This window comes from Actinacidiphila polyblastidii, from assembly GCF_036353415.1.
Classification (GTDB): domain Bacteria; phylum Actinomycetota; class Actinomycetes; order Streptomycetales; family Streptomycetaceae; genus Actinacidiphila; species Actinacidiphila polyblastidii.
In genome coordinates this window covers 1-25,170 of record NZ_JAZEWV010000041.1, presented here as the reverse complement: position 1 = coordinate 25,170, position 25,170 = coordinate 1, and the positions used below count along the sequence as shown (strand labels likewise).

General features: G+C 70.2%; 27 protein-coding genes. 9 read left to right on the top strand and 18 right to left on the bottom strand.

Annotated elements, in window-relative coordinates:
* Positions 1-32: 32 nt before the first annotated feature.
* The gene (locus tag V2S66_RS30055) at positions 33-911 is read right to left on the bottom strand and encodes a hypothetical protein (RefSeq protein WP_330799930.1); all 879 of its coding nucleotides are present in this window, start codon (positions 909-911) and stop codon (positions 33-35) included.
* Between the two features lie 330 nt (positions 912-1,241).
* Between V2S66_RS30055 and V2S66_RS30050 the strand changes: the two genes are divergently transcribed.
* From V2S66_RS30050 to V2S66_RS30040, 3 genes are all read left to right on the top strand, one after another.
* Positions 1,242-2,129, top strand: a complete 888-nt coding sequence (locus V2S66_RS30050) for a transglycosylase family protein (protein ID WP_330799902.1) — start codon at positions 1,242-1,244, stop codon at positions 2,127-2,129.
* A gap of 749 nt (positions 2,130-2,878) precedes the next feature.
* Complete coding sequence (locus V2S66_RS30045) at positions 2,879-4,156, top strand: glycosyltransferase (RefSeq protein ID WP_330799901.1); 1,278 nt, start codon at positions 2,879-2,881, stop codon at positions 4,154-4,156.
* A 151-nt stretch (positions 4,157-4,307) separates the two neighbouring features.
* The gene (locus V2S66_RS30040; protein ID WP_330799900.1) at positions 4,308-4,526 is read left to right on the top strand and encodes a hypothetical protein; all 219 of its coding nucleotides are present in this window, start codon (positions 4,308-4,310) and stop codon (positions 4,524-4,526) included.
* A 43-nt stretch (positions 4,527-4,569) separates the two neighbouring features.
* Here the strand turns inward: V2S66_RS30040 and V2S66_RS30035 are convergent, their stop codons facing one another.
* On the bottom strand, positions 4,570-5,727 hold the full coding sequence (locus V2S66_RS30035) for a phosphatase PAP2 family protein (RefSeq protein ID WP_330799899.1): 1,158 nt from the start codon (positions 5,725-5,727) through the stop codon (positions 4,570-4,572).
* Between the two features lie 304 nt (positions 5,728-6,031).
* On the opposite strand from V2S66_RS30035, the gene V2S66_RS30030 reads away from it, so the two are divergent.
* Both V2S66_RS30030 and V2S66_RS30025 read left to right on the top strand, forming a co-directional pair.
* Positions 6,032-7,624, top strand: coding sequence for an MFS transporter (locus V2S66_RS30030; protein ID WP_330799898.1), 1,593 nt, complete (start codon positions 6,032-6,034; stop codon positions 7,622-7,624).
* Between the two features lie 62 nt (positions 7,625-7,686).
* Positions 7,687-8,937: an acyl-CoA dehydrogenase family protein gene (locus tag V2S66_RS30025; RefSeq protein ID WP_330799897.1), complete on the top strand. Its 1,251-nt coding sequence runs from the start codon at positions 7,687-7,689 to the stop codon at positions 8,935-8,937.
* Between the two features lie 123 nt (positions 8,938-9,060).
* Here the strand turns inward: V2S66_RS30025 and V2S66_RS30020 are convergent, their stop codons facing one another.
* The 14 genes from V2S66_RS30020 to V2S66_RS29955 form a co-directional block, all read right to left on the bottom strand.
* Positions 9,061-10,320, bottom strand: coding sequence for a tyrosine-type recombinase/integrase (locus V2S66_RS30020; protein ID WP_330799896.1), 1,260 nt, complete (start codon positions 10,318-10,320; stop codon positions 9,061-9,063).
* Positions 10,321-10,402: 82 nt separating this feature from the next.
* Complete coding sequence (locus V2S66_RS30015; protein WP_330799895.1) at positions 10,403-10,642, bottom strand: helix-turn-helix domain-containing protein; 240 nt, start codon at positions 10,640-10,642, stop codon at positions 10,403-10,405.
* A 438-nt stretch (positions 10,643-11,080) separates the two neighbouring features.
* Positions 11,081-12,556 (bottom strand): ATP-binding protein, encoded by a 1,476-nt coding sequence (locus V2S66_RS30010; protein ID WP_330799894.1) that lies wholly within the window; start codon positions 12,554-12,556, stop codon positions 11,081-11,083.
* Positions 12,557-12,559: 3 nt separating this feature from the next.
* Positions 12,560-13,387 carry a bifunctional DNA primase/polymerase gene (locus V2S66_RS30005; RefSeq protein ID WP_330799893.1) on the bottom strand — a complete coding sequence of 276 codons (828 nt, stop codon included), beginning with the start codon at positions 13,385-13,387 and terminating at the stop codon, positions 12,560-12,562.
* The gene (locus V2S66_RS30000) at positions 13,384-14,067 is read right to left on the bottom strand and encodes a class I SAM-dependent methyltransferase (protein ID WP_330799892.1); all 684 of its coding nucleotides are present in this window, start codon (positions 14,065-14,067) and stop codon (positions 13,384-13,386) included. The genes V2S66_RS30005 and V2S66_RS30000 overlap by 4 nt, the downstream gene beginning before the upstream one ends.
* A 90-nt stretch (positions 14,068-14,157) precedes the next feature.
* Positions 14,158-14,787 (bottom strand): hypothetical protein, encoded by a 630-nt coding sequence (locus V2S66_RS29995; protein WP_330799891.1) that lies wholly within the window; start codon positions 14,785-14,787, stop codon positions 14,158-14,160.
* Positions 14,788-14,809: 22 nt separating this feature from the next.
* The gene (locus tag V2S66_RS29990; RefSeq protein ID WP_330799890.1) at positions 14,810-15,004 is read right to left on the bottom strand and encodes a hypothetical protein; all 195 of its coding nucleotides are present in this window, start codon (positions 15,002-15,004) and stop codon (positions 14,810-14,812) included.
* A 22-nt stretch (positions 15,005-15,026) separates the two neighbouring features.
* Positions 15,027-15,278, bottom strand: a complete 252-nt coding sequence (locus V2S66_RS29985; protein WP_330799889.1) for a hypothetical protein — start codon at positions 15,276-15,278, stop codon at positions 15,027-15,029.
* A gap of 138 nt (positions 15,279-15,416) precedes the next feature.
* Positions 15,417-17,660, bottom strand: a complete 2,244-nt coding sequence (locus V2S66_RS29980) for a cell division protein FtsK (RefSeq protein WP_330799888.1) — start codon at positions 17,658-17,660, stop codon at positions 15,417-15,419.
* A 112-nt stretch (positions 17,661-17,772) separates the two neighbouring features.
* A complete protein-coding gene (locus V2S66_RS29975) occupies positions 17,773-17,943 on the bottom strand; it encodes a hypothetical protein (protein ID WP_330799887.1) in 171 nt (56 codons plus the stop codon).
* Between the two features lie 23 nt (positions 17,944-17,966).
* Complete coding sequence (locus V2S66_RS29970; RefSeq protein ID WP_330799886.1) at positions 17,967-18,341, bottom strand: RRQRL motif-containing zinc-binding protein; 375 nt, start codon at positions 18,339-18,341, stop codon at positions 17,967-17,969.
* Complete coding sequence (locus V2S66_RS29965) at positions 18,338-19,405, bottom strand: conjugal transfer protein (RefSeq protein ID WP_330799885.1); 1,068 nt, start codon at positions 19,403-19,405, stop codon at positions 18,338-18,340. The genes V2S66_RS29970 and V2S66_RS29965 overlap by 4 nt, the downstream gene beginning before the upstream one ends.
* Positions 19,405-19,674 (bottom strand): DUF6284 family protein, encoded by a 270-nt coding sequence (locus tag V2S66_RS29960; protein WP_330799884.1) that lies wholly within the window; start codon positions 19,672-19,674, stop codon positions 19,405-19,407. The genes V2S66_RS29965 and V2S66_RS29960 overlap by 1 nt, the downstream gene beginning before the upstream one ends.
* An 86-nt stretch (positions 19,675-19,760) precedes the next feature.
* A complete protein-coding gene (locus V2S66_RS29955; protein WP_330799883.1) occupies positions 19,761-20,210 on the bottom strand; it encodes a transcriptional regulator in 450 nt (149 codons plus the stop codon).
* 381 nt (positions 20,211-20,591) lie between these two features.
* Between V2S66_RS29955 and V2S66_RS29950 the strand changes: the two genes are divergently transcribed.
* The 3 genes from V2S66_RS29950 to V2S66_RS29940 are packed head-to-tail and all read left to right on the top strand — an operon-like array spanning position 20,592 to position 22,037.
* Complete coding sequence (locus V2S66_RS29950; RefSeq protein WP_330799882.1) at positions 20,592-20,753, top strand: RNA-binding protein; 162 nt, start codon at positions 20,592-20,594, stop codon at positions 20,751-20,753.
* Positions 20,754-20,795: 42 nt separating this feature from the next.
* Positions 20,796-21,563 carry a helix-turn-helix domain-containing protein gene (locus V2S66_RS29945; protein WP_330799881.1) on the top strand — a complete coding sequence of 256 codons (768 nt, stop codon included), beginning with the start codon at positions 20,796-20,798 and terminating at the stop codon, positions 21,561-21,563.
* Positions 21,564-22,037: an NUDIX hydrolase gene (locus V2S66_RS29940; protein WP_330799880.1), complete on the top strand. Its 474-nt coding sequence runs from the start codon at positions 21,564-21,566 to the stop codon at positions 22,035-22,037.
* Here V2S66_RS29940 and V2S66_RS29935 read toward each other — a convergent pair.
* Complete coding sequence (locus V2S66_RS29935; protein WP_330799879.1) at positions 22,025-22,594, bottom strand: HD domain-containing protein; 570 nt, start codon at positions 22,592-22,594, stop codon at positions 22,025-22,027. The genes V2S66_RS29940 and V2S66_RS29935 overlap by 13 nt on opposite strands.
* A gap of 11 nt (positions 22,595-22,605) precedes the next feature.
* Positions 22,606-23,052 carry a GntR family transcriptional regulator gene (locus tag V2S66_RS29930; RefSeq protein ID WP_330799878.1) on the bottom strand — a complete coding sequence of 149 codons (447 nt, stop codon included), beginning with the start codon at positions 23,050-23,052 and terminating at the stop codon, positions 22,606-22,608.
* Between the two features lie 201 nt (positions 23,053-23,253).
* Between V2S66_RS29930 and V2S66_RS29925 the strand changes: the two genes are divergently transcribed.
* Positions 23,254-24,993 (top strand): AIPR family protein, encoded by a 1,740-nt coding sequence (locus V2S66_RS29925; RefSeq protein ID WP_330799877.1) that lies wholly within the window; start codon positions 23,254-23,256, stop codon positions 24,991-24,993.
* Positions 24,994-25,170: the final 177 nt, after the last annotated feature.

Sequence of the window (25,170 nt, the reverse complement as noted above, 5' to 3'; positions counted from 1 at the left end):
GCCGGACGCGCCCCCGGGGAGCAGCGGTGCGCTCAGGTGCCGGCGAGCGGCATGGTCGCGGCCACCAGCTGCCCGCGCGAGCACGCCTTGGCCAGCGCGTCCCGCATCAGGTCCTCGCGCGGCTGACGGCCGATCGAGCCGTGCGGGCCCGCGTACACGTACACCTCGTTGCTGCGGCTGACCGCGGCGCGCCAGCCGTCGCTGACCTGGAGCGGCTGGTGCGCCTGCCACCACGCGGTGCCGGCGGCGCCGCCCGGGCCGGGCTGCAGCACCGCGTGCAGCTGGCCCATCGCCAGCAGCACCGACCAGCCGGGCAGCGGCGACGGCCGCGCGTCCAGGTCGAGTTGCGGTACGAAGCCCTGCTCGATCAGCAGCGGCAGGAAGTCGTCCCCGCCGCCGTTCGCACCCACCCGGGCGACCGGCCCGGTGGGCTCCACGACCAGCGCGGGGCACAGCTGGTCCTCGACGATGATCAGGCCGCAGGTGATGCCGAGCACCGCCTGCCGGGGCGCGGCGTCGGGCGCCTGAGCCGGCGGCTGCCGTCCGGGTTCCTGCGGGCGGAAGTCCTGCGGCCGGAAGTCCTGCGGCCGGAAGTCCTGCTGCCGGGGCGACGCGCCGGGCGCGGGGACGCCGGTGGGCCCGGACGACACCGAGATGCTGCGCACCGCCCCCTGCAACTGCTCCTCCGCGACCGGGACGACCTGCGAGGGGATGCACGCGGCGTGGGCGAACGCCAGCACCGCGGTCTCCTCCCCGACGAACAGCACCGTGCTGGTGCGCTCCTGGCCGGTGTCGCCGGGCGTACGGCAGGAGGTGCAGTCGTACGTGCCCGGCGCGTTGTCGCCGGCGAGGAGGCGCGCGGTCTCCTCGTCGCCGATCTCGGCTCGTACCTCGTCGCTCACGTCGAGCATGGGCGCCACGGGGGTCTCCTTGGGAGTGCGGTGCTGCGGTCTGCGGTCGCGCAAGAGGAAAGGGGGAAGCCGTCGGGACGGCCTCGGGACAGCTTCAGGAAGGCATCGGGAACGCTCGGAACCGGCGGACCGGGGGTGTCCCGGCGCACTGTGTCAACGGCCGGTCCGCCGTCGGAGTCACGGTCTGCCACGGCTGCGATTCGCGGCGGCCGTGCCGGTGCCGCCGGGGCTGCCGCCGGCGCTGCCGGTGTGCTCCACCCGGGTGGGGCACACCGCGTGGCTGGACGTGGTGCCGGGGGAGCGGGGTGGGGGCGTGCTTAGCGTGGCCCGATGATCGAACTGTCGAATTATCGTCAAATCCACACGGCTCGCCGCGCCCCGGGCACCGCCAGCGCGACCGCGGCCCGCGCGGCGACGGTCATCGCGGCGCTCGGTGCGGCGGCCCTGCTGCCGCTCGTCGCGCAGCCGGCGATGGCCGCGCCCCCAGTGCAGCAGGCCGCCTCACCCCCGGCCCGAGCCGGTCAGGCCGCGCCCGGGGGTACCGCCTTCGCCGGAACCCCGCAGGACGCGGCCGCCCTCGTGCACACCGCCCTGGGCGCGATGGCGAAGGCTCCTCGCGTGATCCCCGCCGTCGAGGCGGACGTGTGGAACGACCTGGCGATGTGCGAGAGCAGCGGCAACTGGCACATCAACAGCGGCAACGGCTTCTACGGCGGCCTGCAGTTCTGGCAGCCCACCTGGGAGGCGTTCGGCGGCACGCGGTACGCCCGCCGAGCGGACCTGGCGAACCGCGCGCACCAGATCAGCATCGCCCGCTCGGTCCTGCGCGAGCAGGGCTGGCGGGCCTGGCCGGTGTGCTCGCGCAAGCTCCGCCTCAGCGACACCACGCCCGCGGCGGGCGGAACGGCCGGCCGGCCGCCGCAGACCGGCGCCACCGCGCCGGGCCAGGCCCCCGCCAAGATCCCCGCCAAGATCCCCGGCAAGGCTCCCGCCGCGGACCCCGGCAAGGTCGTGGACGGGCCCGCAGCGACGGCCACCGACCAGACGGACGGCAAGAACCGCGCCACGCACACCGTGCTGCCCGGAGAGACCCTCTCCGGCATCGCCAGGGCCGCCCACGTACGGGGCGGCTGGAAGCGGCTGTACGCCGTCAACAAGCAGGCGATCGGCCCCGACCCCGACCGGCTCCAGGCGGGCGTTGTCCTCACCATGCCCTGACGGCCTGCCGGCCGAACGCTCGCACCACCGGGTGCCGCCCGGTCCACCCGGGCCCTCACCGGTCGGGCTCCGGGCCCGAGCGCCCGCGCCCGGGCGGGGGTGCGCAGTCCGCAGGTCGCGGGCTGCGCACCGCAGGGCCGTGCCCGGGTGCCGGCCCGCAGGCCGGGGGCGCGACGTGGGCCGCGCACCGCGGCTGCGGCACCCGCGTTGCGGCACGCAGGCCCGCCCGGGGGCGCGAGAAGCCCGGGGTTCGGGCGCGAAGGGCCCGCCCGGCTGCGGGGGCGGGGCCTGGCATCCGGTGCCGGCTGACCGCGTCGGAGCGCGGGCCGTAGGCTCAGGGCGGGCGTCCAGGACTGCGGGCGCGACGCGCTCCGGCTGCCGGCCGCCGGAGAGCCCCGTGTCCGGGCGGCACCCGCGGCACCCGCGGCACCCGCGGCGCGCGGGGAGCCGGAGGCCGGCCCCGGCGGCGCGAGAGCCCCGGGGTTCGGGCGCGAAGGGCCTGCCCGGCTGCGGGGGCGGGGCCTGGCATCCGGTGGCGGCTGCCCGCGTCGGAGCGCAGGCGGCGGGCCGGGGCGCGGAGGGCCGCGCCGCCCGGCGGGTGGCTCACGGGGGTGGGGCGCGGAGCTCGCCGGGTGGGGGATGGGTCAACGTCCGGTAACGGCAGGGTTGTTGCTAGGGTCGGTGGCAAGCCCGCCGGCCCGCAGCAGCCGTCGCCATGCGCGGGGACCCGGCCGGGGATCTGGACTCGTATGCGCATCGCCTTCCTCATCAACAACGCCTACGGCCTCGGTGGCACCATCCGCACCACCTGCACCCTGGCGGGGCAGCTCGCCGCCGAGCACGACGTCCAGGTCGTGTCGGTCTTCCGGGACCGCGACGAGCCTGACTTCGCCTACGACCCCCGGGTGCGGCTGCACCCTCTCGCGGACCTGCGGGCGCACAGCGCCGACAACGTCAGGGACGACCCGCGGCGGCGCGTGCCGTCGGCCGTCTTCCCGCCGGGCGATCGCCGCCATGGCGAGTACAGCGCGCTCACCGACGAGCTGATCGGCCGCTGGCTCGCCGACCCCGGCGCCGACGTGCTGGTCGGCACCCGGCCGGGGCTCAACGTGCACCTGGCCCGGCAGGCGCCCCGCGGCGTGGTCCGCGTCGCGCAGGAGCACCTCACCCTCGACACGCACTCCACGCGGCTCGTGCTGGCCCTGCGCCGCGCCTATCCGGGCCTGGACGCGGTGACCACCACCACCGAGGGCGACGCGGCCGTCTACCGCCGCCGGCTGCCGGGCCTGCGGGTCACCGCCGTGCCCAACGGTGTGCCCGCGCCCGCCGCGCCGCCCTCGGACCGCACCGCACCGGTGGTCGTCGCGGCCGGCCGGCTCGCCGAGGCCAAGCGGTACGACGACCTGATCCGCGCCTTCGCCGTCGTCCGCGCCGCCCGCCCCGACTGGAGCCTGCGGCTCTACGGCGGCGGCCCGCAGCGGGCCGCGCTCGCCGCGCTGGTGGCCGAACTCGGCCTGGACGAGCACGTCACGCTGGCGGGCCCGGTCACCCCGCTGGAGCCGGAGCTCGCCAGAGCCTCGCTGCTCGCCGCCACCTCCACGATGGAGTCGTTCGGCATGACCCTGGTCGAGGCGATGCGGGCCGGCCTTCCGGTGGTGGCCACCGACTGCCCGCTGGGGCCGCGCGAGATCGTCCAGGACGGCGTCAACGGCCTGCTCGTCCCGCCGCGCGACGTCGCGGCCATCGCGGCCGCCCTGCTGTCGCTGATCGAGGACGACGAGCGGCGCGCGGCCATGGGCCGGGCCGCGCTGGAGTCCTCCACCGCATACGACCCGGCCCGCATCGCGGCCCGCCACGTGCGGCTCTTCCAGGCGCTGCTTGACGACCGCGCCCGGCCGGGTTTCCGTGCCAGGGCGGCTCTTCGCGCGGGGGTCTGCCGGACGCTCGGCGCATTCCTGTCGGTGTCCGACACGGCGGGCGCCGCCTTGCGAAAGGCCGCGCGACGCCGCCAGGCGACGTCCGGCTGAGGGCCGCAGGGCAGGTGGATTCCGCGCGGAACCTGTGCGGAAGTTGTGGAGAAGGCATCCGGCGGGTGGATGCACCAGGAATTCGGATGTGCGGAGAGTGACCGGCGGGCATTCGCCCCCGCCCCGCGCCGATCCCGCTTACGGTGGCCGTATGGGTGCGCAAGCGAACTTTCCCGGCGGCAATCCGCAGGACGATCCGGACGCCTACCTCGGCCTTCCGCAGCAGGAAGCGGAGCGCCGCGCCCGCGAGCACGGCTGGACCACGGTCCGCAGCGTGCCGCACGACGCGGTGGTGACCCTGGAGTACGTCACCGGGCGGCTGAATCTGGCCGTCGAGGACGGCCGGGTGCGCCGCTGCTGGCTCGGCTGACGGCCGCAGCGGCGCACGTCGGGCCTCGGTCGGCCCGCCGGGCTCAGCCGGCCAGGCCCCGGCCGCGTACCGGCTGGTGCACCAGCGGCTGGCCGGGCCGCAGCGGACGCTCGCCGGGCGGCCGGCGGCTGCCGGCAGGGGTCAGCGGGGTGCGCTCGTTGCGCCCGGTGGGCGGGCGGCCCGGCGCATGCGGGGCGCCGGCGCCCGGCGCTGAGGGGCCTGGGCCGGAGCCGGGCAGGCCGGGAGCGGGCAGGCCAGGAGCGCCGCCGCCGGTCCCGGTGGAGGTGACCGCGGGGGGCGCGGCCGTGGCCGCGGCCCCGCTGGCGGTGACCGTGGCCGCGGTGGAGGCGACCGGCGCGACGGTCGCACCGTGCGGCCCGGCGCCGACGCTCTCCCGGTCCGGCTCGCCCTCCTCCGCGATCCGCGGCGTGACCAGGGCCGGAACGCGGGCCGGAGCGACCTTGAAGGCCCCGGAGCGGGCCCGGCTGCGCGCCCAGGCGGCCGCGATCCACGCCTCGGTTCGGGCCATCGCCGGCTCGAACCACGGCAGCGCCAGCAGGATCAGCAGCCCCGCGGCCCAGCCGAGCAGGACGTCGCTGACCCAGTGGGTGCCCAGGTAGACGGTGGTGGCGCCGACGCCCAGCGCCAGCAGTGCGCTGATCACCGAGCCGAGCCTGCGGGCCCGCTGGGTGGTGGCCAGGTAGGCCAGCACACCCCAGGTCACCACGGCGTTCGCGGTGTGGCCGGAGGGAAATATATCGCCGCCGGCGAACATCTCCGCGGACCCGACCGTCGTCGCGTAGTGCGGGCCGAGCCGTCCGAGGCCGTATTTCACGGCCCCCACGGTGATGTTCAGGAGCAGCAGGGAGGTGCCGAGCACGAGCAACGGATGCAGGGTGCGGTGGCGCCAGGAACGCCAGCCGAGCCATGCGAGCACCATCACGGCGGTGGGACCACGCTGGCCGAGAACCACGAAATAGTCCAGAAACGCGTGGATTTGCGGCCATTGCTTGTAGGGACGCCAGAGCATGACCTGCCAGTCAAGCGTCACCAGTTTGGAGGTGGTCAGAACGCCCACGACGATGGCCACGTAGACCGCCAGGGTCAAGCCGAACAGCCATACGCGTGTTCGGCTCATCCGCGGCAGGTCGCGGGTGGTCGGGCGCTCCGCCGTGCGGTGGAGCCTCTCATCGGTACGCACTCAATCGACGTTACAGCGTGTGACGGCATAGGTCGGCTGAACGGCATGCTTTGTAATGACGATGTGATGTGGAGTGCGTCTCACCAACCCATTGGCACCAGCGGTTTGGCGTGAATGCGAAGGCTGGATGGAGTTTATGTTCGGGTGTTGATACTCACATCGTCGTCTTCTTATTTATCGCTTATTTCCCTCGACTTTCTTCGGGGTTTCCCGGCCGGGGCCACGCCCACCGTGAGCCGGGCCACGGACCGGCGCGGCACCCTGCCGTACGCTGGCGTACCCGTCGTTCGTGGAGGTAGGGCCTATGGCGCGGCCGGTGAGCCGGTGGACCGTCCTGGTGGTGCTGTGCGTCAGCCTGCTCATCGTGGCGCTCGACGCGACCGTGCTGCACGTGGCGGTGCCCGCGCTCACCGAGGACCTGCGCCCCGGTGACCAGCAGCTGCTGTGGATCGTGGACGCCTATCCACTGGTCGCCGCCGCGCTGCTGATCCTCTTCGGCACCCTGGGCGACCGGATCGGCCGCCGGCGCGTGCTGCTGATGGGCTACGCCCTCTTCGGCGCGGCCTCCGCGCTCGCCGCCTTCGCACCGGACGCCCACGTCCTGATCGCCGCCCGCGCGCTGCTCGGCGCCGGCGGCGCCATGATCATGCCCGCCACGCTCTCCCTCCTGCGCCAGGTCTTCCCCGACCGGCGCGAACGGGCCATGGCGATCGGCCTGTGGAGCGCGGTCGCGGCCGTCGGCGCGGCGGTCGGCCCGGTGCTCGGCGGCTTCCTGGTCGAACACTTCTGGTGGGGCTCGGTCTTCCTCGTCAACATCCCGCTGATGCTGGTGATGCTGCCGCTCGGCCGGCTGCTGCTGCCCGAGTCGCGCGGTTCCGCCGAAGGGCCGTGGGACGTGCTCGGCGCGCTGACCGCCGCGGTCGGTGTGCTCGGCTGCGTGTTCGGGGTCAAGCGGCTGGGCGGCGGCGCGAGCCCGCTCGACGCCTCGGTCTGCGTGCCGCTGCTGGCCGGCGCGGCCCTGCTGGTGTTCTTCGTCCGCCGCCAGCGCCGCCGCGCCCACCCGCTGATCGACGTGCGGATGTTCGCCAACGCGGCGTTCTCCACCTCGGTCGGCTGCATCGTGCTCGCGATGCTGGCGCTGGTCGGCCTGGAACTGATCGCCGTGCAGTACCTGCAACTGGTCCTCGGGCTGAGCCCGTTCGAGACCGGGCTGCGGCTGCTGCCGCTGACCTTCGCGGCGATGGCCGCCGGGCTCGGCGGCTCCCGCATGCTGCACCGCTGGGGGCCGCGCCGGATGGTCGCGGCCGGCTTCGCCCTCACCGCCCTCGCCGTGCTCACCCTCACCGCGATGGGGCAGCACGACCGGCCCTGGCTGCTCACCTCGGCTTTCGTGCTGCTCGGCTTCGGCCTGGAGACCACGCTGTTCGGTGCGTACGAGTCGATGCTCAGCGAGGCGCCGGCGCACCGGGCAGGCGGCGCCGCGGCGATCGGCGAGACCGCCTACCAGCTCGGCGCGGGCATGGGGATAGCGCTGCTCGGCAGTGTGATGAACGCCGCCTATGCCCCGCACGCCGCCGGGGTCAGCCCCGCCGACAGCGCGGCGGCCGGCCGGTCGCTCGGCGAGGCGTACGACATCGCGGACCGGCTCGGCGGGGGCTCCGGCAGCGCGCTGCGGCACGCCGCCCGGCACTCCTTCGTCCACGGTATGCATATGACGCTGCTGGTCAGCGCGGTGCTGCTGCTCGGCGGCGCGTGCGCGGCGCTGCGGCTGCCCCGGGTCATGGAGTGCGGGCTTCAGGCCGGGCAGGGCGCCAGCGCGGTCGCGCACGAGGCGCCCGACGCGGCGCGCCGCCAGCCGGTGGCGGCGACCGTACGCTCTGGACGCGCGGAAGACTGAGCCGTAACGTCGGCGCCGAGCCGCTGATTACCACCGCTAGTTTTTGGGCCGGAGGTCCTGCCATGCCCGCATCCGAGGCGCCCGAGCCCGAGGCCCAGCCGTCGTCCGCCCCCGCGTCGACGGCCGCGCGCGGATCGCGTCCGGCCTTCGACCCGTACGACCCGCTGGGTCTGGACGACCTGCTCAGCGCGGAGGACCGCGCGGTCCGCGACACCGTGCGGCGGTGGGCGCGGGACCGGGTGCTGCCGTACGTCGCCGAGTGGTACGAGGCCGGCCGGCTGCCCGCGATCCGCGAACTCGCCCGCGAACTGGGCGCCATCGGCGCGCTCGGCATGCCGCTCACCGGCTACGGGTGCGCGGGCGCCAGCGCGGTGCAGTACGGGCTCGCCTGCCTGGAACTGGAGGCCGCCGACTCCGGCATCCGCTCGCTGGTCTCGGTGCAGGGCTCCCTCGCGATGTACGCCCTCCACCGCTACGGATCGCAGGAGCAGCGCGAGCAGTGGCTGCCGTCGATGGCCGCAGGCGAGGTGATCGGCTGCTTCGGCCTCACCGAGCCCGACCACGGCTCCGACCCGGCCGGCATGCGGACCCGGGCCCGGCGCGACGGGTCCGACTGGGTGCTCGACGGACGCAAGATGTGGATCACCAACGGCTCGGTCGCAGGCGTCGCCGTGGTGTGGGCGCAGACGCCCGACGGCGTGCGCGGCTTCGTGGTCCCCACCGACACCCCGGGCTTCTCCGCCCCCGAGATCCACCACAAGTGGAGCCTTCGCGCCTCGGTCACCAGCGAACTGGTGCTGGACGGCGTACGGCTGCCGGCCGACGCGGTGCTCCCCGGGGCGGCCGGCCTCGGCGGCCCGCTGAGCTGCCTCAACCACGCCCGCTACGGCATCGTCTGGGGCGCCATGGGCGCGGCCCGCAGCTGCTTCGAGGCGGCGCTCGGCTACGCCAAGGAGCGCGAGCAGTTCGGGCGTCCCATCGGGGGCTTCCAGCTCACCCAGGCCAAGCTCGCCGACATGGCACTCGAACTGCACAAGGGCATCCTGCTCGCCCACCACCTGGGCCGGCGGATGGACGAGGGCACCCTGCGCCCGGAACAGGTGAGCTTCGGCAAGCTCAACAACGTGCGCGAGGCGATCGACATCTGCCGCACCGCCCGCACCGTCCTGGGCGCCAACGGGATCTCGCTCGAGTACCCGGTGATGCGGCACGCGACCAACCTGGAGTCCGTGCTCACCTACGAGGGCACGGTCGAGATGCACCAGCTGGTGCTGGGCAAGGCGCTCACCGGACTCGACGCGTTCCGCGGGTAGGGCTGCCGCCCCGCCGCGAGGGTCCGGTGAGGGCCCTGCTCAGTTCTGGTTGAAGTCACTTGCCGTAGCGCAGAGACGGGCCCCCACCAGCGGCTTAGCCGCCAACGGGGGCCCGTCGCACGCCTACTGGGCCGTCTGTGGGCCGTGAGGCTTTTGAGCGGCGGCCCGGTACACCTCATCCACCGCCTTGCGGGTGCGGCTCTCGCTGCTCGGCATGAGGTGCGTGTACGTCCGCAGGGTGAAGCCCGGGTCCGAGTGCCCGAGGTACTGGCTCAGTGCCTTGATGTTCTCCCCGGCGTCCAGGAGGACCGACGCGTAGAAGTGCCGTAGGGCGTGCATGCCGTCCTCCCGCGATGACTTGGGTGACTGGCCCCGCTCAGGCTTCGGCAGCACGCCCGCGGCCACCAGAGCTGGCTTCCACGTGTTCGAGTTGAAGTCGTTCCGGCGGATCACCTTGCCCGCCCCCGTGGTGAAGAGCAGCCTCTTGGTCACCAGGGGCCCGCCGGGAGTGAGCCACGGCAGGGTCACTTCGGCCGGCGGGAACTGCTTTGCATGAGCCTTGAGGATGTCGCCCACCTGCTCGGGTAGGGGCACGTCCCGGAGCTTGCCGCCCTTGGGCGGGGCGAAGAGCAGCTTGCCCCGCACGAACTTCACCTGATAGCCCACGTGCAGCCAACCCGTGCCGAACCCAACCTCATCGACGGGCAGGCCGAAGATTTCGCCCTGGCGAAGTCCGCACCCGGCGCCGAGGTCCGCCATCGCCTGATAGCGCTCCGGGAGCGCGGTCCGTACGGCGAACACGCGAGCGGCGGCCCACGGCCGTACGCGTCCCGGGGCAGGCTTTGGGGCCCGTACCGAGTCGGCACGGCATGGGTTCTTGGCAATCAGCCGGTCATCGACGGCGGCCGTCAGAACGGCCGATACGCTGCCGAAGATGACCCGGCGGTACGAGGTTGCCGGAATGGCGTCTTCCAGCTCACGGGACCACGCGCGAATGTGCTCCGGCTGGAACGCCCCCAGCGGGCGGGAACCGATGTACGGGAAGGCGTGCAGCCTGAGCTGAGACTCCACGGCTGAGCGGGTGGCGATGTCGCTCGTCTGGGCTGCGATCCACCGTTCCGCGTACTGCTGGAACGTGGTGCGGCTCGCCTTCGGGTCGATGTACTGGCCCCGCTCCATGTCCGCTTTCGTCTGTGCGAGCCAGGCTTCGGCGAGGCGTCGTTGGCGGTCCGGGAACCCTTTGGACTTCTCCTTACCGTCGGGCCCGATGTAGCGGGCCCGGTAGCGGAGACCAGTCCCGTAGCGGTCCGTCTTCACCTTGACGGGCTTCCCGTCAGGGCCGGGTTTCGTCGTGTACCAGCGGTCTTGGATGTGGCCTGCCATAGGTGATGCCTTCCGTGAGCGCGGAAAGGGGGACGGCCGCGGGTCGCGGCCGTCCCCCTTGGGGATTGGCGTGGTGAGTTGTTCAGGCGGCGTCGGCGTTCATCTGCTGGTTGACCCAGCGCTGTACGGCTGTGGGGTCGTAGCGGATGTGCTTTCCGACGCGGAACCCAGGCGGTCCGGTGTGCTTCTTGCGCCACTGGTAGACGGTTTCCTTGGGCACGTCGAACATTTCGGCGATGTCGTCGGCGGTGAGGTACCGGTCCGGCAAGCCTCCGCGAAGGGTGGCGCGGGGGTCGGGTTGAGCGGAACGGGTTCGGCTCATGGGGTTCCTCGAAGGTTGGGTCAGGCTGCATGTGTCCGAGGTTCGGATTTCTGCGTCACAGCGTCACGTGCGTCATTTAGGCCCGTGACCTGCGGTTTTGTGTGACGCGGCGGGGCGGGGCTGCGTCACCGCTGCGTCACGCGGTGCGTCACGGCGTGACGCAGGTGACGCAGGATGACGCAGAGATTTCCGTCTGCGTCACGCCCTTTGCCGCAGGTCAGAGGCCGTATTTCAAGATCGCGTGACGCTGTGACGCAGACTCTCCCTACTTAGGAAAAAAGAAGGGGTGTCTGTAGTGGTCGGGTGCGCCTTCAAGCGTGAAGAAGGAGCCGCTGCGCGGCGCGACCTTTGGGCGGCCCGTGGGGCCGAACAGCAAGAGGAGCACCACGGCGCCGCAGCGGCGGTGGTGCTCTTCTTGCTTGTCCGCCCGAACAGCGGTCAGAACGCGGCCTGTTGCTCGGGTGGGGGCGGTCCGGGCGGGCGGACCATTTCGAGATAGCGACCCTCGCGGGTGCGGCCTGCGTCGATGAGCACCCCCCGGGCGGCAAGGGTGGGTTGGAGGCGTTTGAGGCGGTCTGAGAGGACTTTTCCGGTCGTCGGCCACCCTTTAGGAAGGGGACGGGTCTCCTCGCCGCTGTAGAGGCGACTGAGGGCTTGCAGCCACTCCGTGGACGTCATCCGCTCTTCCGCGCCCGGGGCGAGGGTTTCGGCGTAGCCAAGGACGGTCTGTGCGAGCAGATCGCCCTCGATCACGTCGTCGTTCAGGTCGTCCAAGGTGGCCCGGTACGCGGCCAGCGCTCCGAGACCGGTTGCCGTGTCGAGTTGCGCGCACAGGTGGGCGAAGTCGGCCATGCGCAGGTCCGTGGGGGTCTCTGCAGTGGCGGCGCGGACCTTGACGGTCAGGTCCAGGAGCGAGCCGAGCACGACCGGCAGAGCCTCCGCGTAGTCCGCCCACAACTCCGCTTCGGTCCGTCGGACGCCGGGCCGGTCCAACCGCAGGGGAAGGAGGCGTTCGGCGAGGTCGGGGCGGATGACTCCCACGTCGATGCCGGTCAGCAGCAGCGGCCGGCGGTAGCCGACGCGGAAGACGTCCCCGTCGGTGAACAGCGCCCGCTTGACGTTCTCCGCGCCGGTCACGATGCAGCACATGGCGTCGGACAGGTCCGGCGTCATGTGGGACAGGTTGTCCAGCGCCGTCACCCAACCGGCAGCCACGGCCGCGATCAGGTTTTCCTCATCCTTGGGCGCCCGGCGCAGGTCTCCGCTCATGCCCTCGATGATCCGAACGAGCATCCGGCCGCCGGTGGACTTGCCGGCGCCCTGCGGCCCGGTGAGGAACGGCGCGGGCACCGGAACCGAGGGTCCGAGGCAGCCGATCAGCCACGCGATGGCGAGGCATTCGGTCTCGGGGGTGGCGAAGTTGCACAACCGCAGAAGCAGGTCGATTCCCTTGCTGTCGGTGTCCTTGGCCGGCAGGGGGAGTTCTCCGGTGAGCTGTGTGCGCCGCCAGCACACTTCGCGGGGGTCGGGGGTGAGGATGTCCCACCCGGTGGGGTGGATGCGGACCGACTGTCCGTCGTCGCGTCCCAGGTCCAGCCAGGTGGCGCCGTCGAATCCGGGGGCCACGCGGATGTGCACGGCGTGCGTGTCCTCATACAGCGCAAGCGCCTCGATCAGGTCCAGCGCCTCTTTCAGCGCGGTGCCGTTGAAGACGCCGCGACCGTCGCGGAACAGGCCGACCATGAGTTCCTGCCGGTGGCTGCCGGTGGTGCCCTGCGACCGGATCGGACGGGCCACCGGGTGCCCGTTCTTCTGCGCGTACACGGTCCCGTCGGCGGTGCGGAAGTACCGGAAGTGCGATTGCGCGTACTCCGCGATGACCTCGCGCGCGGGGTTCTTCTCGTCGTCCGACACCGGTCACACCCCCAATCGGGTTCGGGCGTTGGTCCACGCGTCGGTGCAGTGCCGGACGCTCTCGCCCTTGGCCTGCGCAGCGGCGAACAGCCGCGCCATGTGCGCGTCGGTCAGGCACCCGCACCGGCCGTGCGCGGACAGCACCGCGAGGAACGTCCGGTAGACCGTGGCATGCACCCCACCGGCCGCGCCCGTGATGGCCTGCTCGGCCATCGTGATGCCCCGTTCCAAGTAGGAGGGCGTGCGGTGCCGGCAGACTCCGCCCGCGGCCGGTGCAGACGCGGCCACCGGCCGGACCGGGACGGGTGCTTTCACGACCAGCGCCCGCACGGCATCGGGCAGGGCGGCCATGCTGCCGGTGCCGGGACCGAGCCAGCGTGCGTAGGCCATGGTCGACTTGATGTCGACGCCGGGTCGCACGGCGTTGGCGGACTGCATGACGCCGCGGTAGAGCCAGTGTTCGCCGCGTGTCGTGGGCAGGGCCCGTGTGGCGGGCAGCGTCTCGCGTGCCCACGCGATGGCCGTTGCGTTGTCGAGGTCCAGCACGGTCAGGCTTCCACCGCCGGGGTGGTATGCCAGCGCCGCGGCGTCCAGCCATGCCCGCGTCCACGCCGGGGAGGACACGACACGGGAGTCGGTGGTCGCGGCGGCCCACCCGTGGCACGGCGCGGGGCACGCACACGGGCCCGGGGTCTTCATGTTCGGCCTGCCGCCGCACGCGTTGTGCGTGCATGCGGGGCAGTTGGCGAACGGTACTTTCCCGGCGCGCAGGGGAAGCACGGGCAGGCCGCCGGACGCGACACGGAGGGCGGTGCGCAGGTGGTCGCTCATGCTGCTGCCCCCATCTCTGTCGCGGCGAGGAAGGCGCGGCCGATGTAGGTGGTGTAGGCGGGTGGGATGCACTCGCGGATGCCGTCGCGGTTCATCCACGGCACGTCCATGGCGGCGCGGGCCTGGTCGACGCCGGAGAAGTTTCCGACGTACTGGCCGAACCAGCCGTCGGGGACGGGGCGGCCCATCTTGGCCTGCGGCGCGAGGTGTTGCGGGTGCTCGGGCGGGGTGAGGGTGAAGCCTCCGCCTGTCTCGAAGTACCGGTGCCGGTAGGTGGCGATGCCGAACATCGCCCCGCACAGCATCACCGGGGTACGGAGCTTGGGCACTGCCCCTCGGACGTTCTCCATCACCCACGGCCGCCCCGTCGCTTCGAGGGCGGCGCGGGTGGGCGCGATGAGGTCGGGGTGGTCCCGTCCTTGGATGCGCTGGCACTCGGAGTCGTGCTGGCACGGCGGAGAGGCGTGGATGAAGTCGAACTCCGCGCCGTGGGCCAGGATGTAGGCGATGGCGTCGCCCTGGATGAACCGGTAGGGGTAGCGGGGCTGGGGGTTGAGGTCTATGCCGGTGACGTCGAAGCCGGCCAGCTTGTACCCGGCGGCGGCGCCGCCCTGGCAGCAGAACGCGTCCAGCAGACGCGGCCGGATCGGCCGTCGCGGGATGGTGGTGGGTTGGGTCATGCTGGGGTTTCTCCTGTTCCTTCGGGAGCGGTGAGGGAGCCGGGACGGCCGCAGTTCTTTGGCGAGATGTGGCGGCCGTCCCGGGCGGATCTACAGCCCTGTCGGGGACCCGGATGCGATCTCCGGGCGCCCGGCCGCCGTGACGACAGCCGGGTCGTAGCCGGGCAGGGCGGCGCGGGCGGTCATGGCGGCGGTCAGGGCGTTGGCGTAGGCGGCGCCCTCGCGGGCGGTTTCGACCTGCGCGCGGGCGCGGATGACTTCCACGGTTTCGACGTGGTGCTGCGTCTCGCGGCGGGCCTGCGTCGCCCGCTCGTACGCGATCCGCTCACGTCGCTCCGCCCGGGCCTGGCGGAAGACCAGGACGTAGGACAGCACGGTGGCGACCGACCAGAGCAGCAGGGGCAGGGGAAGGCCGTCGGAGTAGGCGGCCACTCCGGCGGTGGCCAGGGTGCCGGCTGCGGTGAAGCCGATGCTGGCGGCGGTGCTGTCGCCGTTCTCGCCGGTGGCCAGGGCGCGGCCGGCGAACGCGGCGCCGACGGCGAGCACGCTCATGACGGTGGCGTCGCCGATGGAGTGCTGCGCGCCGTGGGCGTTCCAGATCCGCGCCAGGATCAGCACGGTTGAGGTGGCCACGGCGGGTGCGGCCTTGGGTGCGGCGTCGGCGAGCCAGTGCCGGTGCACGATCGGCTCGTTGACGCCGGCCGGGGTGTAGGGGTTCATGGTGGCGGTTCCTTCCTTGGGGTCAGCCGCGTATCTGGGCAAGGGTGTGGGCGGCGCCGGTCATGAACTGGTCGACGGGTCCGGCCAGGCCGGACGACGCGGCGTAGAAGCCGAAGAGGAACACCACGGCGGCGGCCACGATGTTGGTGGCCTTGGAGCGGACGGCGAAGAACGAGCCGACGCCGAAGAGCAGCACGGCGGACAGGGACAGGACCATGACGGGGTCTCCGATCCGGGAGTCAGCGGGTGCCGCGGGTGTGGGTGCGGCGCCAGGCGTTGTAAAGGTGGCGTCCGCGGCGTATGCGGATGCCGTGTCCGCCGCAACGGCGGCAGACCTTCCCGCGCCGGACCTTGCCGCGGCGGTTGGTCTTGATCAGGTGGCCGATGCCGTCGCACTTGCGGCAGCGCGCGAACGGCTGCGCCGCACACACACCGATGTAACCGACAGTGACGACCAGGAGGAGTGCGCTAGCAAGCTCAGGGAGGTTCACCAGGGTCTCCAGGGCAGGTTTTCGGGGTTTCCGCAGGTCAGTCGCTAGTTACTAGCGACCTGCTCAGGTAGCGGATGGGTCGCTAGCGAGGTTGCTAGGTCTAGCGAGGTGACTCGCTAGACCTAGCAACCGTCCGGGCTACTTGCCGGCCCGGTTCTTGTTGCGCTGAGTGATGGCGTCGATGATGTGCTGCCGCTCGATGCCGCGGCGGTTGGCGCCCTTGCCGGCCTCGGTCTTGCCCCACACCTGGTCCGTGGCGATGCCGTAGGGCTTCAGCGCGGCGGCCAACTGGTCGGCCTTCGCGCGGCCTTCCAGCGCTGCCCAGTCCCCATACGCAGCCTCGTTGAGGACGGCCAGGCGGTCCACGATGGTCTCGGACCACACCTTGGTCTCCGCCTTGCCCAGCACCATCGCCACGTCGTCCAGGATGGCGTCCGCGCTGCGCACGGTCGCCTTCTCGCCGGCGGCATCCCCGGTCAGCGTTCCCTCAGCCTCGCGCAGGGCGTTGGCCCTGGTCAGGACGGCTTCCGCGTCCCGGCCGTCGGCGAGGTAGGTGCGGACGATGCCGGCGTCGTCGGTCATGCCCTTGAGGATGCCGACGCCCTTGTGGGACTTCAGCAGCCGCGAGGCGTCCAGCCCCTCCGAGTAGGACCCGGCACCCAGCACCACATCCGAGACCTGCCAGGACCCCACCCGCAGGGAGAACCGGCCCTGGCACTGGTCGCGGAGCTTGGGCGGGCACGCGGTGTCGTCGGGCTTCTGCGTGGAGAGCATGACGCTCACGCCGACGGCGGGGGCGACGCGTGCGAGGTAGACCAGCAGGTCGAGGATGACCTGCCCGTAGACGGGGTGCTGGAGGTATTCCTGCACCTCATCGATCACCACGAGCGTCAGCGGCATGTTCAGCTTCTTGTCCCGGGACAGTTCCGGGGTGAGCTTGCCCTCGGGGCAGATGTGCAGCGGCAGTTCAGAGAGCCGGTGGTAGCGGTCCTCGACATCGCCCTTGAGTTCTTCCAGGGCGGCCACCAGGTGTTCCACGGGGTCGATGCCGTTGCGGGGCACGATGCCGAAGCCGATCCGGTGCGCGACCAGCGCGAACTTCCGCCAGTCCGGCGACGCTTTCCCGTCGAACACGATCAGCCGGACGTAGGGGTCCAGGGCCGCGGCCAGCGCGATCGTCCGCGCGGAGAACGTCTTGCCCTGCCGGGGCACGGCGCCGACCAGGAACGACAGCCACAGCATCGTGGCCATCACCGGGTTGCCCCGCTCATCGACACCCCAGGGGAAGGGCTGCCAGAAGTCCACCCGCGTTGCACCCAGCAGAGGCGACTTGCCCGCCGGCACGGCGAGCGGATCGCGGTCGGCGATCCACATCGACACCCGCCGCTCACTGGTCAGATCCGGATCGAGGAAGAGCTGTGTTGCGGCGATGTCGATGCCGGACGCCAGCGATTGACGCTTGGCCAGCGCGTCCTTGAACGACTTCCCGTAGGGCAGGTCGACGATGACGCGCCATCCGTCGCCGTCCCGGCCGATCGGACGCGGGAACGCGATCCCGGTGTCCTTGCCGGTCAGACCTGCCGCAGCGTAGGCGCGGGTGATGATGTCGGAGGACAGCTTGCGCTTGCGGAAGGTCACCTTGGCCCGGTCGATCAGCGGCCGGTCGGCCGGCGCCCCGGCGACACCGAGGGTGGTGGTCAGGGTGGCGATGGCCAGCAGCAGCATCCACGTGGGTGCCATCACCCACAGCGCCAGCGCAGCGATCAGACCGACCACGCCCACCAGGCCGGCGATGATGCCGCGCAGCCGCACCCGGTCGTCCCGCACCGCGGAAAGGCGCAGGTACTCACCGGCGTCCTCTGCCGCGACGGCCGCGGCCCGCAGGGGCTTGGCTTCGTAGTCGAACACCCAGTGCCCGGCGGCCGTCGACCACCGCCACACCCCGCGCGGGGCGTAGGCGAGCAGCTTGGGCGTGTAGATGCACGGGATGCGCACCGCGTGGTACCCGATGACGGTTCCGTAGTGCCGCACGGCCCACTTGCGGACCGCTTTGCGCTGGTCAGGGAGCTTCACCCACTCCGGGATGACCGGCTGACGCGCCTTGTCGTGCTCCGCCATCCACTCCGCCACGGACGGCGGGTAGACCTGCCGCGGCGGGTCCACCGGGGCGCCCTCGGTCACCTCTGCGGTTTCGTCGTCGGTGTCGGTGTCGTCGGGCAGGTCGGCCTGCCACTCACCGGGCTTGACCTCCCCCGGCGCCAACGGCTCCCCGCCGGCGGTGCGCTTCTTGAACGGCAGCACGGCCGCCGTGTTCTGCTCGGTGTCGTCCGGATCGGCCTCGGGCGGCCTGCCCGGCTGGTCAAAGTCGTTGATCTCAGACACGGTTGGTCTGCTCCTCATCTCAGGAGGTCAGGGGCACAGGGAGGGGGTCCGGCCGCGGCTTTGGACGGTGGCGGCCGGACCCCCGAAAAGCAGGGACGCGCTGATCAGAGAGCTATCGGGCCTTGTTCTGGCGCTCGCGGGCGCCGTCGATGATGCGGTCAATGCGCTTGAGCTGCCGGGTGGTGAGCTGGCCCTGGCGGATCGCGGCCATACCCGTGATGCGGGCAATGGCGGCGGCCTCGCGGGCGGTCAGCGGCGGGTCATCTCGGTGGGTGCGGATCACGCGTTCTCCCAGGTCAGTACGGTTCAGGCGACGCGCTGTTCTTCGGGGTATGCGCACGGCACGCACATGCCGAGGGAGGTGGGCAGGACGTATCCGGCATCCCGCCGGCAGGTCGGGCAGGTACGGCGGGCGCGCATCGCCGCGGCGAGCGCGGCCCACCGGCCGGCCGTCATGGGACGCACCGGCAGGGCCAGGTCAAGGCGGAACAGCCACGCCACGCGGATCTCCCCGCGGGCCTTCCGTGAACGCCACATCAGTTGCGCGGCAACCGGCTGACCGCCCGGCCGAAGCCCCCGGGTACGGAGTTGGCGGCGGGTGGCGTAGCCGTCCGGCGCGCACCCCAGCGGGAAGGTGGGGATGCCGTAGCGGGCGCCGGTCGGGTCGTAGAAGCGGCTCATGCCGCCGCAAGCCCGGCCCGCTCAGCCCTCAGCGTGTCGCGCAGCAGCCGGGCCTTGGCCGGCGCCGTGCGCAGCGCCTTGCGGATCGCCTCCGCCGTCAGGTCCCCATCGGCCCAGTCCGCCGTCACCTTCCGCGCCTGGCTCAGGAGTTCTTCCGGAGATCGGGTCGGCCGGGGCGATCGGGCCGCCGCCGGTACCGGACCGGTCGGCCGACGCCGCGGCCCGGCCGCGGGGAGGGGAACCGGGCGGGCGGCAGGCTCCGAGTCGCCCGACTCGACAGGCTCTTCCGGGGTCGATTCCCGCAGGTCACTACTCGACTGATTTGCGGTGCCCTGCTGAGATTCCTCCTGGTTTGCGTCCACGTCCGCGGCCGTCGGCTCGGGGGTACCGGTCGGGGTGTCCGGGGTCGACTCGATCGCGGGTGCGGCGGTGGTGAACATCGCGGCCAGTGCGGCGTCTGCGCCGGTGGTGACGCGCTCGCGCTGCACCTCCAGCAGCCGCAGACCCAGCGCGTAGTCCCCGACACCGACCTTCCGCGCCAGCTTCCACGACGCGCGGTCCGCCTTCGCCTTCACCTTCGCATCCGGGTGGTTGGCGGCAACGGCGCGCTGGTAGGCCAGCTCCCGCACCACGGCCGCGGCCTTGGCTTCTGCTTCGGCGTCCCGGCCCTCCTGGTGAACCACGATCCGCCGGGCCAGGAACGCCATGCCCTCCGCCGAGACGCACATGCCCATCGGGGTGATGGCATAGATGGCGATGCGCCCGGGGTCCTGCGCAGCGGACGCGGCCATCACCGACGCCGCGGCCGGCAGCGCCCACAGGCCCAGCCGGATCACGCGCGGAGAGGACTGACCCAGCATGGTCAACCCCATCAGCACCAGCGCCAGCACCGCCGTCGCACCCTCACCAGCGGCGACCGCACCCATCGCGGTGCCGCTGCCGTAAGCGCGGGAGATGTTGGTGAACGTGCCGCGGCCGCCGAAGAACGCGGTACCGAGCATCGGCAGGAACGCAGCGGCAAGGACGATGCCCTGCGCCTTGGTCAGCTTGGTCCGCGTCGCCATCACGCCGCACCCCCCGCCGGGAGTTCCCGGGCGGTGTTGGCCAGCGCGCGGCGGGCGGCCATCAGCCGGTTGTGCGACCGGCGCAGGCGCCGCCGGTCCAGGTCGGTCGGGCGCCGGTCCAGCAGGGAAATCCGCACGTCCAGCAGTTCCACCTCCGCCAGAACCACCGGCATCTCGTGTTCGAGCGCGGCCAGTTCGGCGTCGGTGGGCTCGGTGATGTCGGCGGGCAGGCCGGCGGTGGCGTCCTTGGTCCAGTTGTGGGGCAGCATGGGGGTACTCCTGTTTCCGGTTGCGGGATCAGAGAGCCGGGACGGCCGCAGTTCTTTGGCGAGATGCGGCGGCCGTCCCGGGCGGATCAGAAATGGGCGATGACCAGGGCCGCGACCAGCAGCCACAAGTGATGGAAGGACTGGTCCAGCGCGTAGGCGCCGGTCCCCAGCGACGGGTTGTCATCCCGCCCGGTCCGCGGTGCACCGAGCCGGTAGAAGTCGCTCTTACCGGTGAGCCGGGCCAGCCACGCCAGCGTGGTGCGCCGGTCGGCCCACCAGTGCGCCGCAGCGTCCACCGCCAGGCCCAGCGCCACGGCCGGCGCCGACAAGCGCAGGTCCAGCAGCACCGCGACCGGCAGCAGCACGGCCAGCTTGGTCAACGTCAGCGTGCCCACGTGCCGGGCATCGGCCAGACGTCCCGGCCAGCCGGGATGCCCCTTGGCCAGCGCCTGCATGTGGGTCTGCACCCAGTGGTCACCGATGCTGTGGGCGACGAACAACGCCGCAAAGACTGCGGCGAAGGTGGAAGCATCCATACGGAAAACTCCTGGTAGGAGGGCTGAAGGGAGAGAGTGAGTGAGTGCCCCGGGCCGCATTCGATGCGGCGCCCTTCACGGCTGGTTGCCGGGGCGGTGGTGGATGGATCTCAGCTACGCGTGGACCTGCTCGCCCCGGAGAGATCCCTCCCAGGGGTCGTCGCTGGCCAAGGTCAGCCACGCGGTGTTTTGAGCCGGCTGCGTGTCCCATGTACGGGCCGCCGTCTTAAGAGCGATCCGAGGTGTCAGGGCGCGAGCCCCTTCTCTGCCAGCTGGTCTCCAGTCGCCTCGGCCGGTGCGGTCACGGCCGTTGAGCTGCGCTGAATCACGCTCTTGAGTTGTCCGGCACTCGTGCGGATCAAGGACCCGTACGAGAGGTACATGTACTACCTGTTCCTCATCATGGAGAGGGAAGTTCGCTCCGTCAAGCCCTTCGGCTTCGTGGAGTTCGGCGAGCCCCTCGCCGCGACGTACCTACAGATTGCCGCCAGCCTGCGCGACGTTCGACTCCGTACCTGTACGGCTCGGGTCCTTCTTGGCTAGCGTGAAGTCGTACCAAGTCGTCCCGGATAGACGGAGGTTGACGTGGCAAACGAGCGACTGCGCGGCGCAATCGTGGACTTAGGCATGACGCTCGACGAGGTTGCGGACAACCTCGGGGTGGCCGCCAAGACCGTCGAGCGCTGGATCAACGATCCAGAGCGCAAGCCCTATCGGCGCTTCCAGTACGCCACCGCGTCCCTGCTGAAGTGCGAGGTCTCCTACCTGTGGCCGGACGAACGCACCTCGGCCGAGGTCACCGCATCCGGCAACGCGGAGTTGATCCGGCTGTACCCGCACCGATCCGTCGTGATGCAAACGCTCTGGACAAACCTGTACTCCAGGGCGACACGCCAGTTCGATGTGCTGGTGTACTCCGGGTTCTGGCTCACCGAAGACGCTTCCTTCCACCGCATCGTGAAAGAGAAGTCCGCCGCCGGCGTCCCGATCCGGTTCATGCTCGGAGAGCCCAGTTCCCAAGCTGTAGCCGTGCGCGGTGAGGACGAGGGCATCGGCGTGACGATGGCCGGGAAGATCCGGAACGCTCTCACGAACTACGGCCCGCTTTTCGGGCTGCCCGGGGTCGAGTTCCGCCTACACGACACCACGCTCTACAACTCGATCTACCGGGCCGATGACGAGTTGCTGGCCAACGGCCATCTCTACGGCGTGGGCGCCTACATGGCGCCCGTCCTGCACCTGCGCCGTGTGCCGGGCGGCGAGTTGTTCGACGCCTACGCTGAGAGCGTTGAGCGCGTCTGGCAGACGGCTCGCCCGATCTCCTCGCCCGCCGATTGGGAAGGCACTCACTGAATGAGCCGCATCGACTACTTCCGGGACCCGAACGCGCCCAAGGCGAACTCCGTGGTGCCGTCTGTCACCACGGTTGTCCAGGACGGCGCCGGCCGACTGCTGCTCATCCACAAGACGGACAACGACCTGTGGGCGCTGCCCGGTGGTGGCCATGACATCGGCGAGCGCATCACCGACACCGCGGTCCGGGAGGTGTTGGAAGAGACCGGGATACGGGTGAAAGTGGACAACATCGTCGGGCTCTACACCGATCCCGAGCACGTGCTCGCGTACGACGACGGAGAAGTCCGGCAGCAGTTCTCCATCTGCTTCCGCGCCCACCCTGTGGGCGGCTCTCTGCGCACCAGCAGCGAATCCAAAGAGGTCCGCTGGTTCGACCCAGCGGACCTTGACGGCTTGGACATTCACCCGTCGATGATGCTGCGCATCCGGCACGGCCTAGACAAGACGCGGCGAGAACCCTACCTCGGCTGACCGCTGGTCGACGCCTGCGCCAGCCGCTCCTCCACGCGCCCGGCCGCCGCGTGAATGTTAGGGGCGGCTCGCTGGATGAAGCGACCGACCACTGTGTCCGGGCCGTATCGCTGCACGATCTCACTGACGCGATCGGCCGACGTCGTAGGCGTTCCGTCCGGCGTCGTCGTCATGTCGCAGTACAGCAGCGCGTCCACCAGGTCCGGGCGCTCAAGCTCGAACTCGCTTTCCAGCTCTGGGCGCAAACCGCGTTCCTCGGCTTCCAGGAGGGCGCAAGAGTGATGCGCAACGAGACGGATGACCCGTTCGTCAGCCCCTTCCTGGCTCCGGAGGAAGCGGGCGCCGTCCAGGGGGTGAAAGCCGGTGGCGGCGATGGCCGGCGAGTAGCCGACATCGTGCAGCACGGCGGCGGCTTCCAGTAGCTCCGCATCGCCACCCAGGATCGGGCTCAGCGAACGGGCCCGCTCAGCAACTCCGAGGGAGTGCACCCAACGGCGCGGCAACGGCTCAGACAGCATCGCTTCAGAGAGCGAGTACGCCCACTCAGTCAGTCCCATGTCGGCCAAGGCTACGGCCGGGAGGTGGGAGTGGGGAGAGCCCGTACCGTGCGTCCCTTGCCATGAACCGTGGCAAGCAGGCCGTTTCCCTCCATCTGGGCAAGCACACGGCGCACCGCGGTCCGCGAGGCTCCGAACCGCTCACACAGCTTCGCTTCCGACGGATACGTGTCGCCCACGGAGAGAGATTCCTCCACGAGCAGGTCTGCCATGAGTTCCGTTAGGGAACGTCGGTCTCCGCCGCGGACGACGCGCCAGCCGATACCCGGAGCGGACGCAACGACACCGTCGGCCTCCAACACTTTCAGAGCACGACGGACCGTGTTGCGGGAGACGCCGTGTGAACTCATGAGAGCAGCCTCCGACGGCAGGACATCGCCAGCGCCCCCAGATTCGATCTGCCGACGCAGAGACTCAGAGACCTGCAAGTACGTACCTCGCGGACTGGCCTGTGGCACGTGACCTCCCTTTTCCGGTCGTCAACGGCAGTACCAGCTTCCCACGACTCGACCGAAGGCCAGAACCAGGATGGCTGGGGGCTCCGCCCGGAGCCCTTTCGGAGCGAGGCCAAAACACTGAAAGTAGTGCACAGCCCTGCACGCCAATGGTACATTCGGTGCACAATATGAGCTTATAGGTGGAGTTATCTTATGCCGAAAATGCCCAGCAATGCACAGACGCTGATCATGCGGATCTTTGGCGCTTGGAAGGAGGAGAACCTGCCTACGGTCGACGGAGGAACTGCCTTCGAGATATTTGCATCCGAGTTGGCGTTGCGGCCGTTTGGGTTGGGGCTTGAGGACATCGAAGCAGGAATCGCGGGAGGTGGGCAGGACGGCGCCATCGACTCAGTCTATGTCTTTTTCGATGACACACTTCTAGATGAAGACTCAGACGTTGTTTCGGAGGCGAGTCGCCCTGCCGATTTCGGCCAGGATAGGAACCTGGAACTTTGGGTCGTGCAAGCCAAGCGGACGCCGAGTTTCGCTGAGGAGGTGGCGGAAAAGATCGAGAATACAATGCGACGACTGCTAGACCTGTCGCTATCACTGGAAGACCTCGCCGTTTTGTACAATCCCACACTACTCGCACGCTTCGGCGTCTTCCGTGATGCATGGGAAAAACTGCTCACGCGACGCCCTCGTATTAGCGTGAATGTAATTTATGCCGCTCCAGGAGACTCGCGCGACATCACACCTCAGTTTGAGGCAAAACTGCAGGCATTGAGGCAAGTAATTCTTTCTTCGGTTCCAGACGCGCGAACAATTTCGGTGGAACTTCTCGGCGATAAAGAGCTACTGGCGAGATACAACGAGCGTCCGCCTTACACCCTTGCCATGAACTATCAAGAAAGTGCCACGAGTGGACGGTCGCATGTGGCTCTCGTGAAGTTGAGAGACTACTATAATTTGATCGTTGATGAAAACGGTCGACTCCGCCGTCACCTTTTCGAGTGGAATGTCAGGGATTATCAGGGCAACGTCTCGGTGAATCAAGAGATCCGCCAATCCCTTACATCAACGGACAGCCCCGAGTTCTGGTGGCTGAACAACGGCGTCACACTACTTTGCAGCGAAGCCACCAGCACAGCTAAGACGTATTCACTGTCAAATATTCAGATCGTGAATGGTCTGCAGACCAGTCACGAAATCTTTGATGCGCTCAGGGGCGACCATACGACCGACACCGAGGAGCGCATGCTACTCGTGCGGATTATCGTCACTGGTGATGCTGCCACCAGAGATATGGTCATCAGGGCCACGAACCGCCAAACCGCGATCACAGACGCCTCTCTGCGCGCCACGGACGAGGTCCAACGCAATATCGAAGACTACTTTCTGACTCAAGGGTGGTACTACGACAGGAGGAAGGGATATTACAAGAACGACGGCAAGGACCCCGCCAAGATTGTAAGCATTCAGTTCGTCGGGGCATCGATCACCGCCATGGGGCTGGCTCGCCCCGATAAATCACGAGGAAAGCCTTCCTCGCTGCTTAAGAATGACGAAGACTACCGCCTGGTGTTCAATTCATCCATCGACCTGCAGACCTACCTTTGGGCCGCGAGGCTGCAACGGCAGGTAGACAATTTTATTCTGTCGGACGCCGCAGAAGCGAATGTGTCCCAGAAAAGCAACCTAAAGTTCCATCTATCCATGCTTATCGTAGAGCGGATGAATGGCAGTGCTGTTCGTCGGCCACAGCAGCTTCATCGACTAGCCGCAAGAAATGCCGCAGTGGACGAAGCTGAGATCAAGGTTCTGTTTGGGAATCTCAAGGAATGGTCTGTGGCCTACCTTGAACAAGAAGGCGTAATCCTGGAAAGAGCAACCAAGGCTCAGCGGTTCAGTGATTACCTGCTCAACCGCGCGCAGGAAGCTCGGGGCCCCGCTTCTTGACCTATTCATGCGCCGTCGCCGCCGGCAGAGGTCCCTAGGGATGGGTTTGCACCTCCATTGCCCTCGGTCAGTACGCTAGTCAGTTGGCCGAGGGATGGTGCAAAAAGGCTGTTCGAGGTTCCGTTCAACCGATACGCAACCGAGCCGTGGGTGGGGGGGGGGGGGGGGGCCCTGGGG

What these genes read in the sequence shown, in the direction of transcription:
- V2S66_RS30055 (WP_330799930.1), bottom strand. Translation starts at nt 911, where the DNA reads ATGCTCGACGTGAGCGACGAGGTACGAGCCGAGATCGGCGACGAGGAG.
- V2S66_RS30050 (WP_330799902.1), top strand. Translation starts at nt 1,242, where the DNA reads ATGATCGAACTGTCGAATTATCGTCAAATCCACACGGCTCGCCGCGCC.
- V2S66_RS30045 (WP_330799901.1), top strand. Translation starts at nt 2,879, where the DNA reads ATGCGCATCGCCTTCCTCATCAACAACGCCTACGGCCTCGGTGGCACC.
- V2S66_RS30040 (WP_330799900.1), top strand. Translation starts at nt 4,308, where the DNA reads ATGGGTGCGCAAGCGAACTTTCCCGGCGGCAATCCGCAGGACGATCCG.
- V2S66_RS30030 (WP_330799898.1), top strand. Translation starts at nt 6,032, where the DNA reads ATGGCGCGGCCGGTGAGCCGGTGGACCGTCCTGGTGGTGCTGTGCGTC.
- V2S66_RS30025 (WP_330799897.1), top strand. Translation starts at nt 7,687, where the DNA reads ATGCCCGCATCCGAGGCGCCCGAGCCCGAGGCCCAGCCGTCGTCCGCC.
- V2S66_RS30020 (WP_330799896.1), bottom strand. Translation starts at nt 10,320, where the DNA reads ATGGCAGGCCACATCCAAGACCGCTGGTACACGACGAAACCCGGCCCT.
- V2S66_RS30015 (WP_330799895.1), bottom strand. Translation starts at nt 10,642, where the DNA reads ATGAGCCGAACCCGTTCCGCTCAACCCGACCCCCGCGCCACCCTTCGC.
- V2S66_RS30005 (WP_330799893.1), bottom strand. Translation starts at nt 13,387, where the DNA reads ATGAGCGACCACCTGCGCACCGCCCTCCGTGTCGCGTCCGGCGGCCTG.
- V2S66_RS30000 (WP_330799892.1), bottom strand. Translation starts at nt 14,067, where the DNA reads ATGACCCAACCCACCACCATCCCGCGACGGCCGATCCGGCCGCGTCTG.
- V2S66_RS29995 (WP_330799891.1), bottom strand. Translation starts at nt 14,787, where the DNA reads ATGAACCCCTACACCCCGGCCGGCGTCAACGAGCCGATCGTGCACCGG.
- V2S66_RS29990 (WP_330799890.1), bottom strand. Translation starts at nt 15,004, where the DNA reads ATGGTCCTGTCCCTGTCCGCCGTGCTGCTCTTCGGCGTCGGCTCGTTC.
- V2S66_RS29970 (WP_330799886.1), bottom strand. Translation starts at nt 18,341, where the DNA reads ATGAGCCGCTTCTACGACCCGACCGGCGCCCGCTACGGCATCCCCACC.
- V2S66_RS29965 (WP_330799885.1), bottom strand. Translation starts at nt 19,405, where the DNA reads ATGGCGACGCGGACCAAGCTGACCAAGGCGCAGGGCATCGTCCTTGCC.
- V2S66_RS29960 (WP_330799884.1), bottom strand. Translation starts at nt 19,674, where the DNA reads ATGCTGCCCCACAACTGGACCAAGGACGCCACCGCCGGCCTGCCCGCC.
- V2S66_RS29955 (WP_330799883.1), bottom strand. Translation starts at nt 20,210, where the DNA reads ATGGATGCTTCCACCTTCGCCGCAGTCTTTGCGGCGTTGTTCGTCGCC.
- V2S66_RS29950 (WP_330799882.1), top strand. Translation starts at nt 20,592, where the DNA reads ATGTACTACCTGTTCCTCATCATGGAGAGGGAAGTTCGCTCCGTCAAG.
- V2S66_RS29940 (WP_330799880.1), top strand. Translation starts at nt 21,564, where the DNA reads ATGAGCCGCATCGACTACTTCCGGGACCCGAACGCGCCCAAGGCGAAC.
- V2S66_RS29935 (WP_330799879.1), bottom strand. Translation starts at nt 22,594, where the DNA reads ATGGGACTGACTGAGTGGGCGTACTCGCTCTCTGAAGCGATGCTGTCT.
- V2S66_RS29925 (WP_330799877.1), top strand. Translation starts at nt 23,254, where the DNA reads ATGCCCAGCAATGCACAGACGCTGATCATGCGGATCTTTGGCGCTTGG.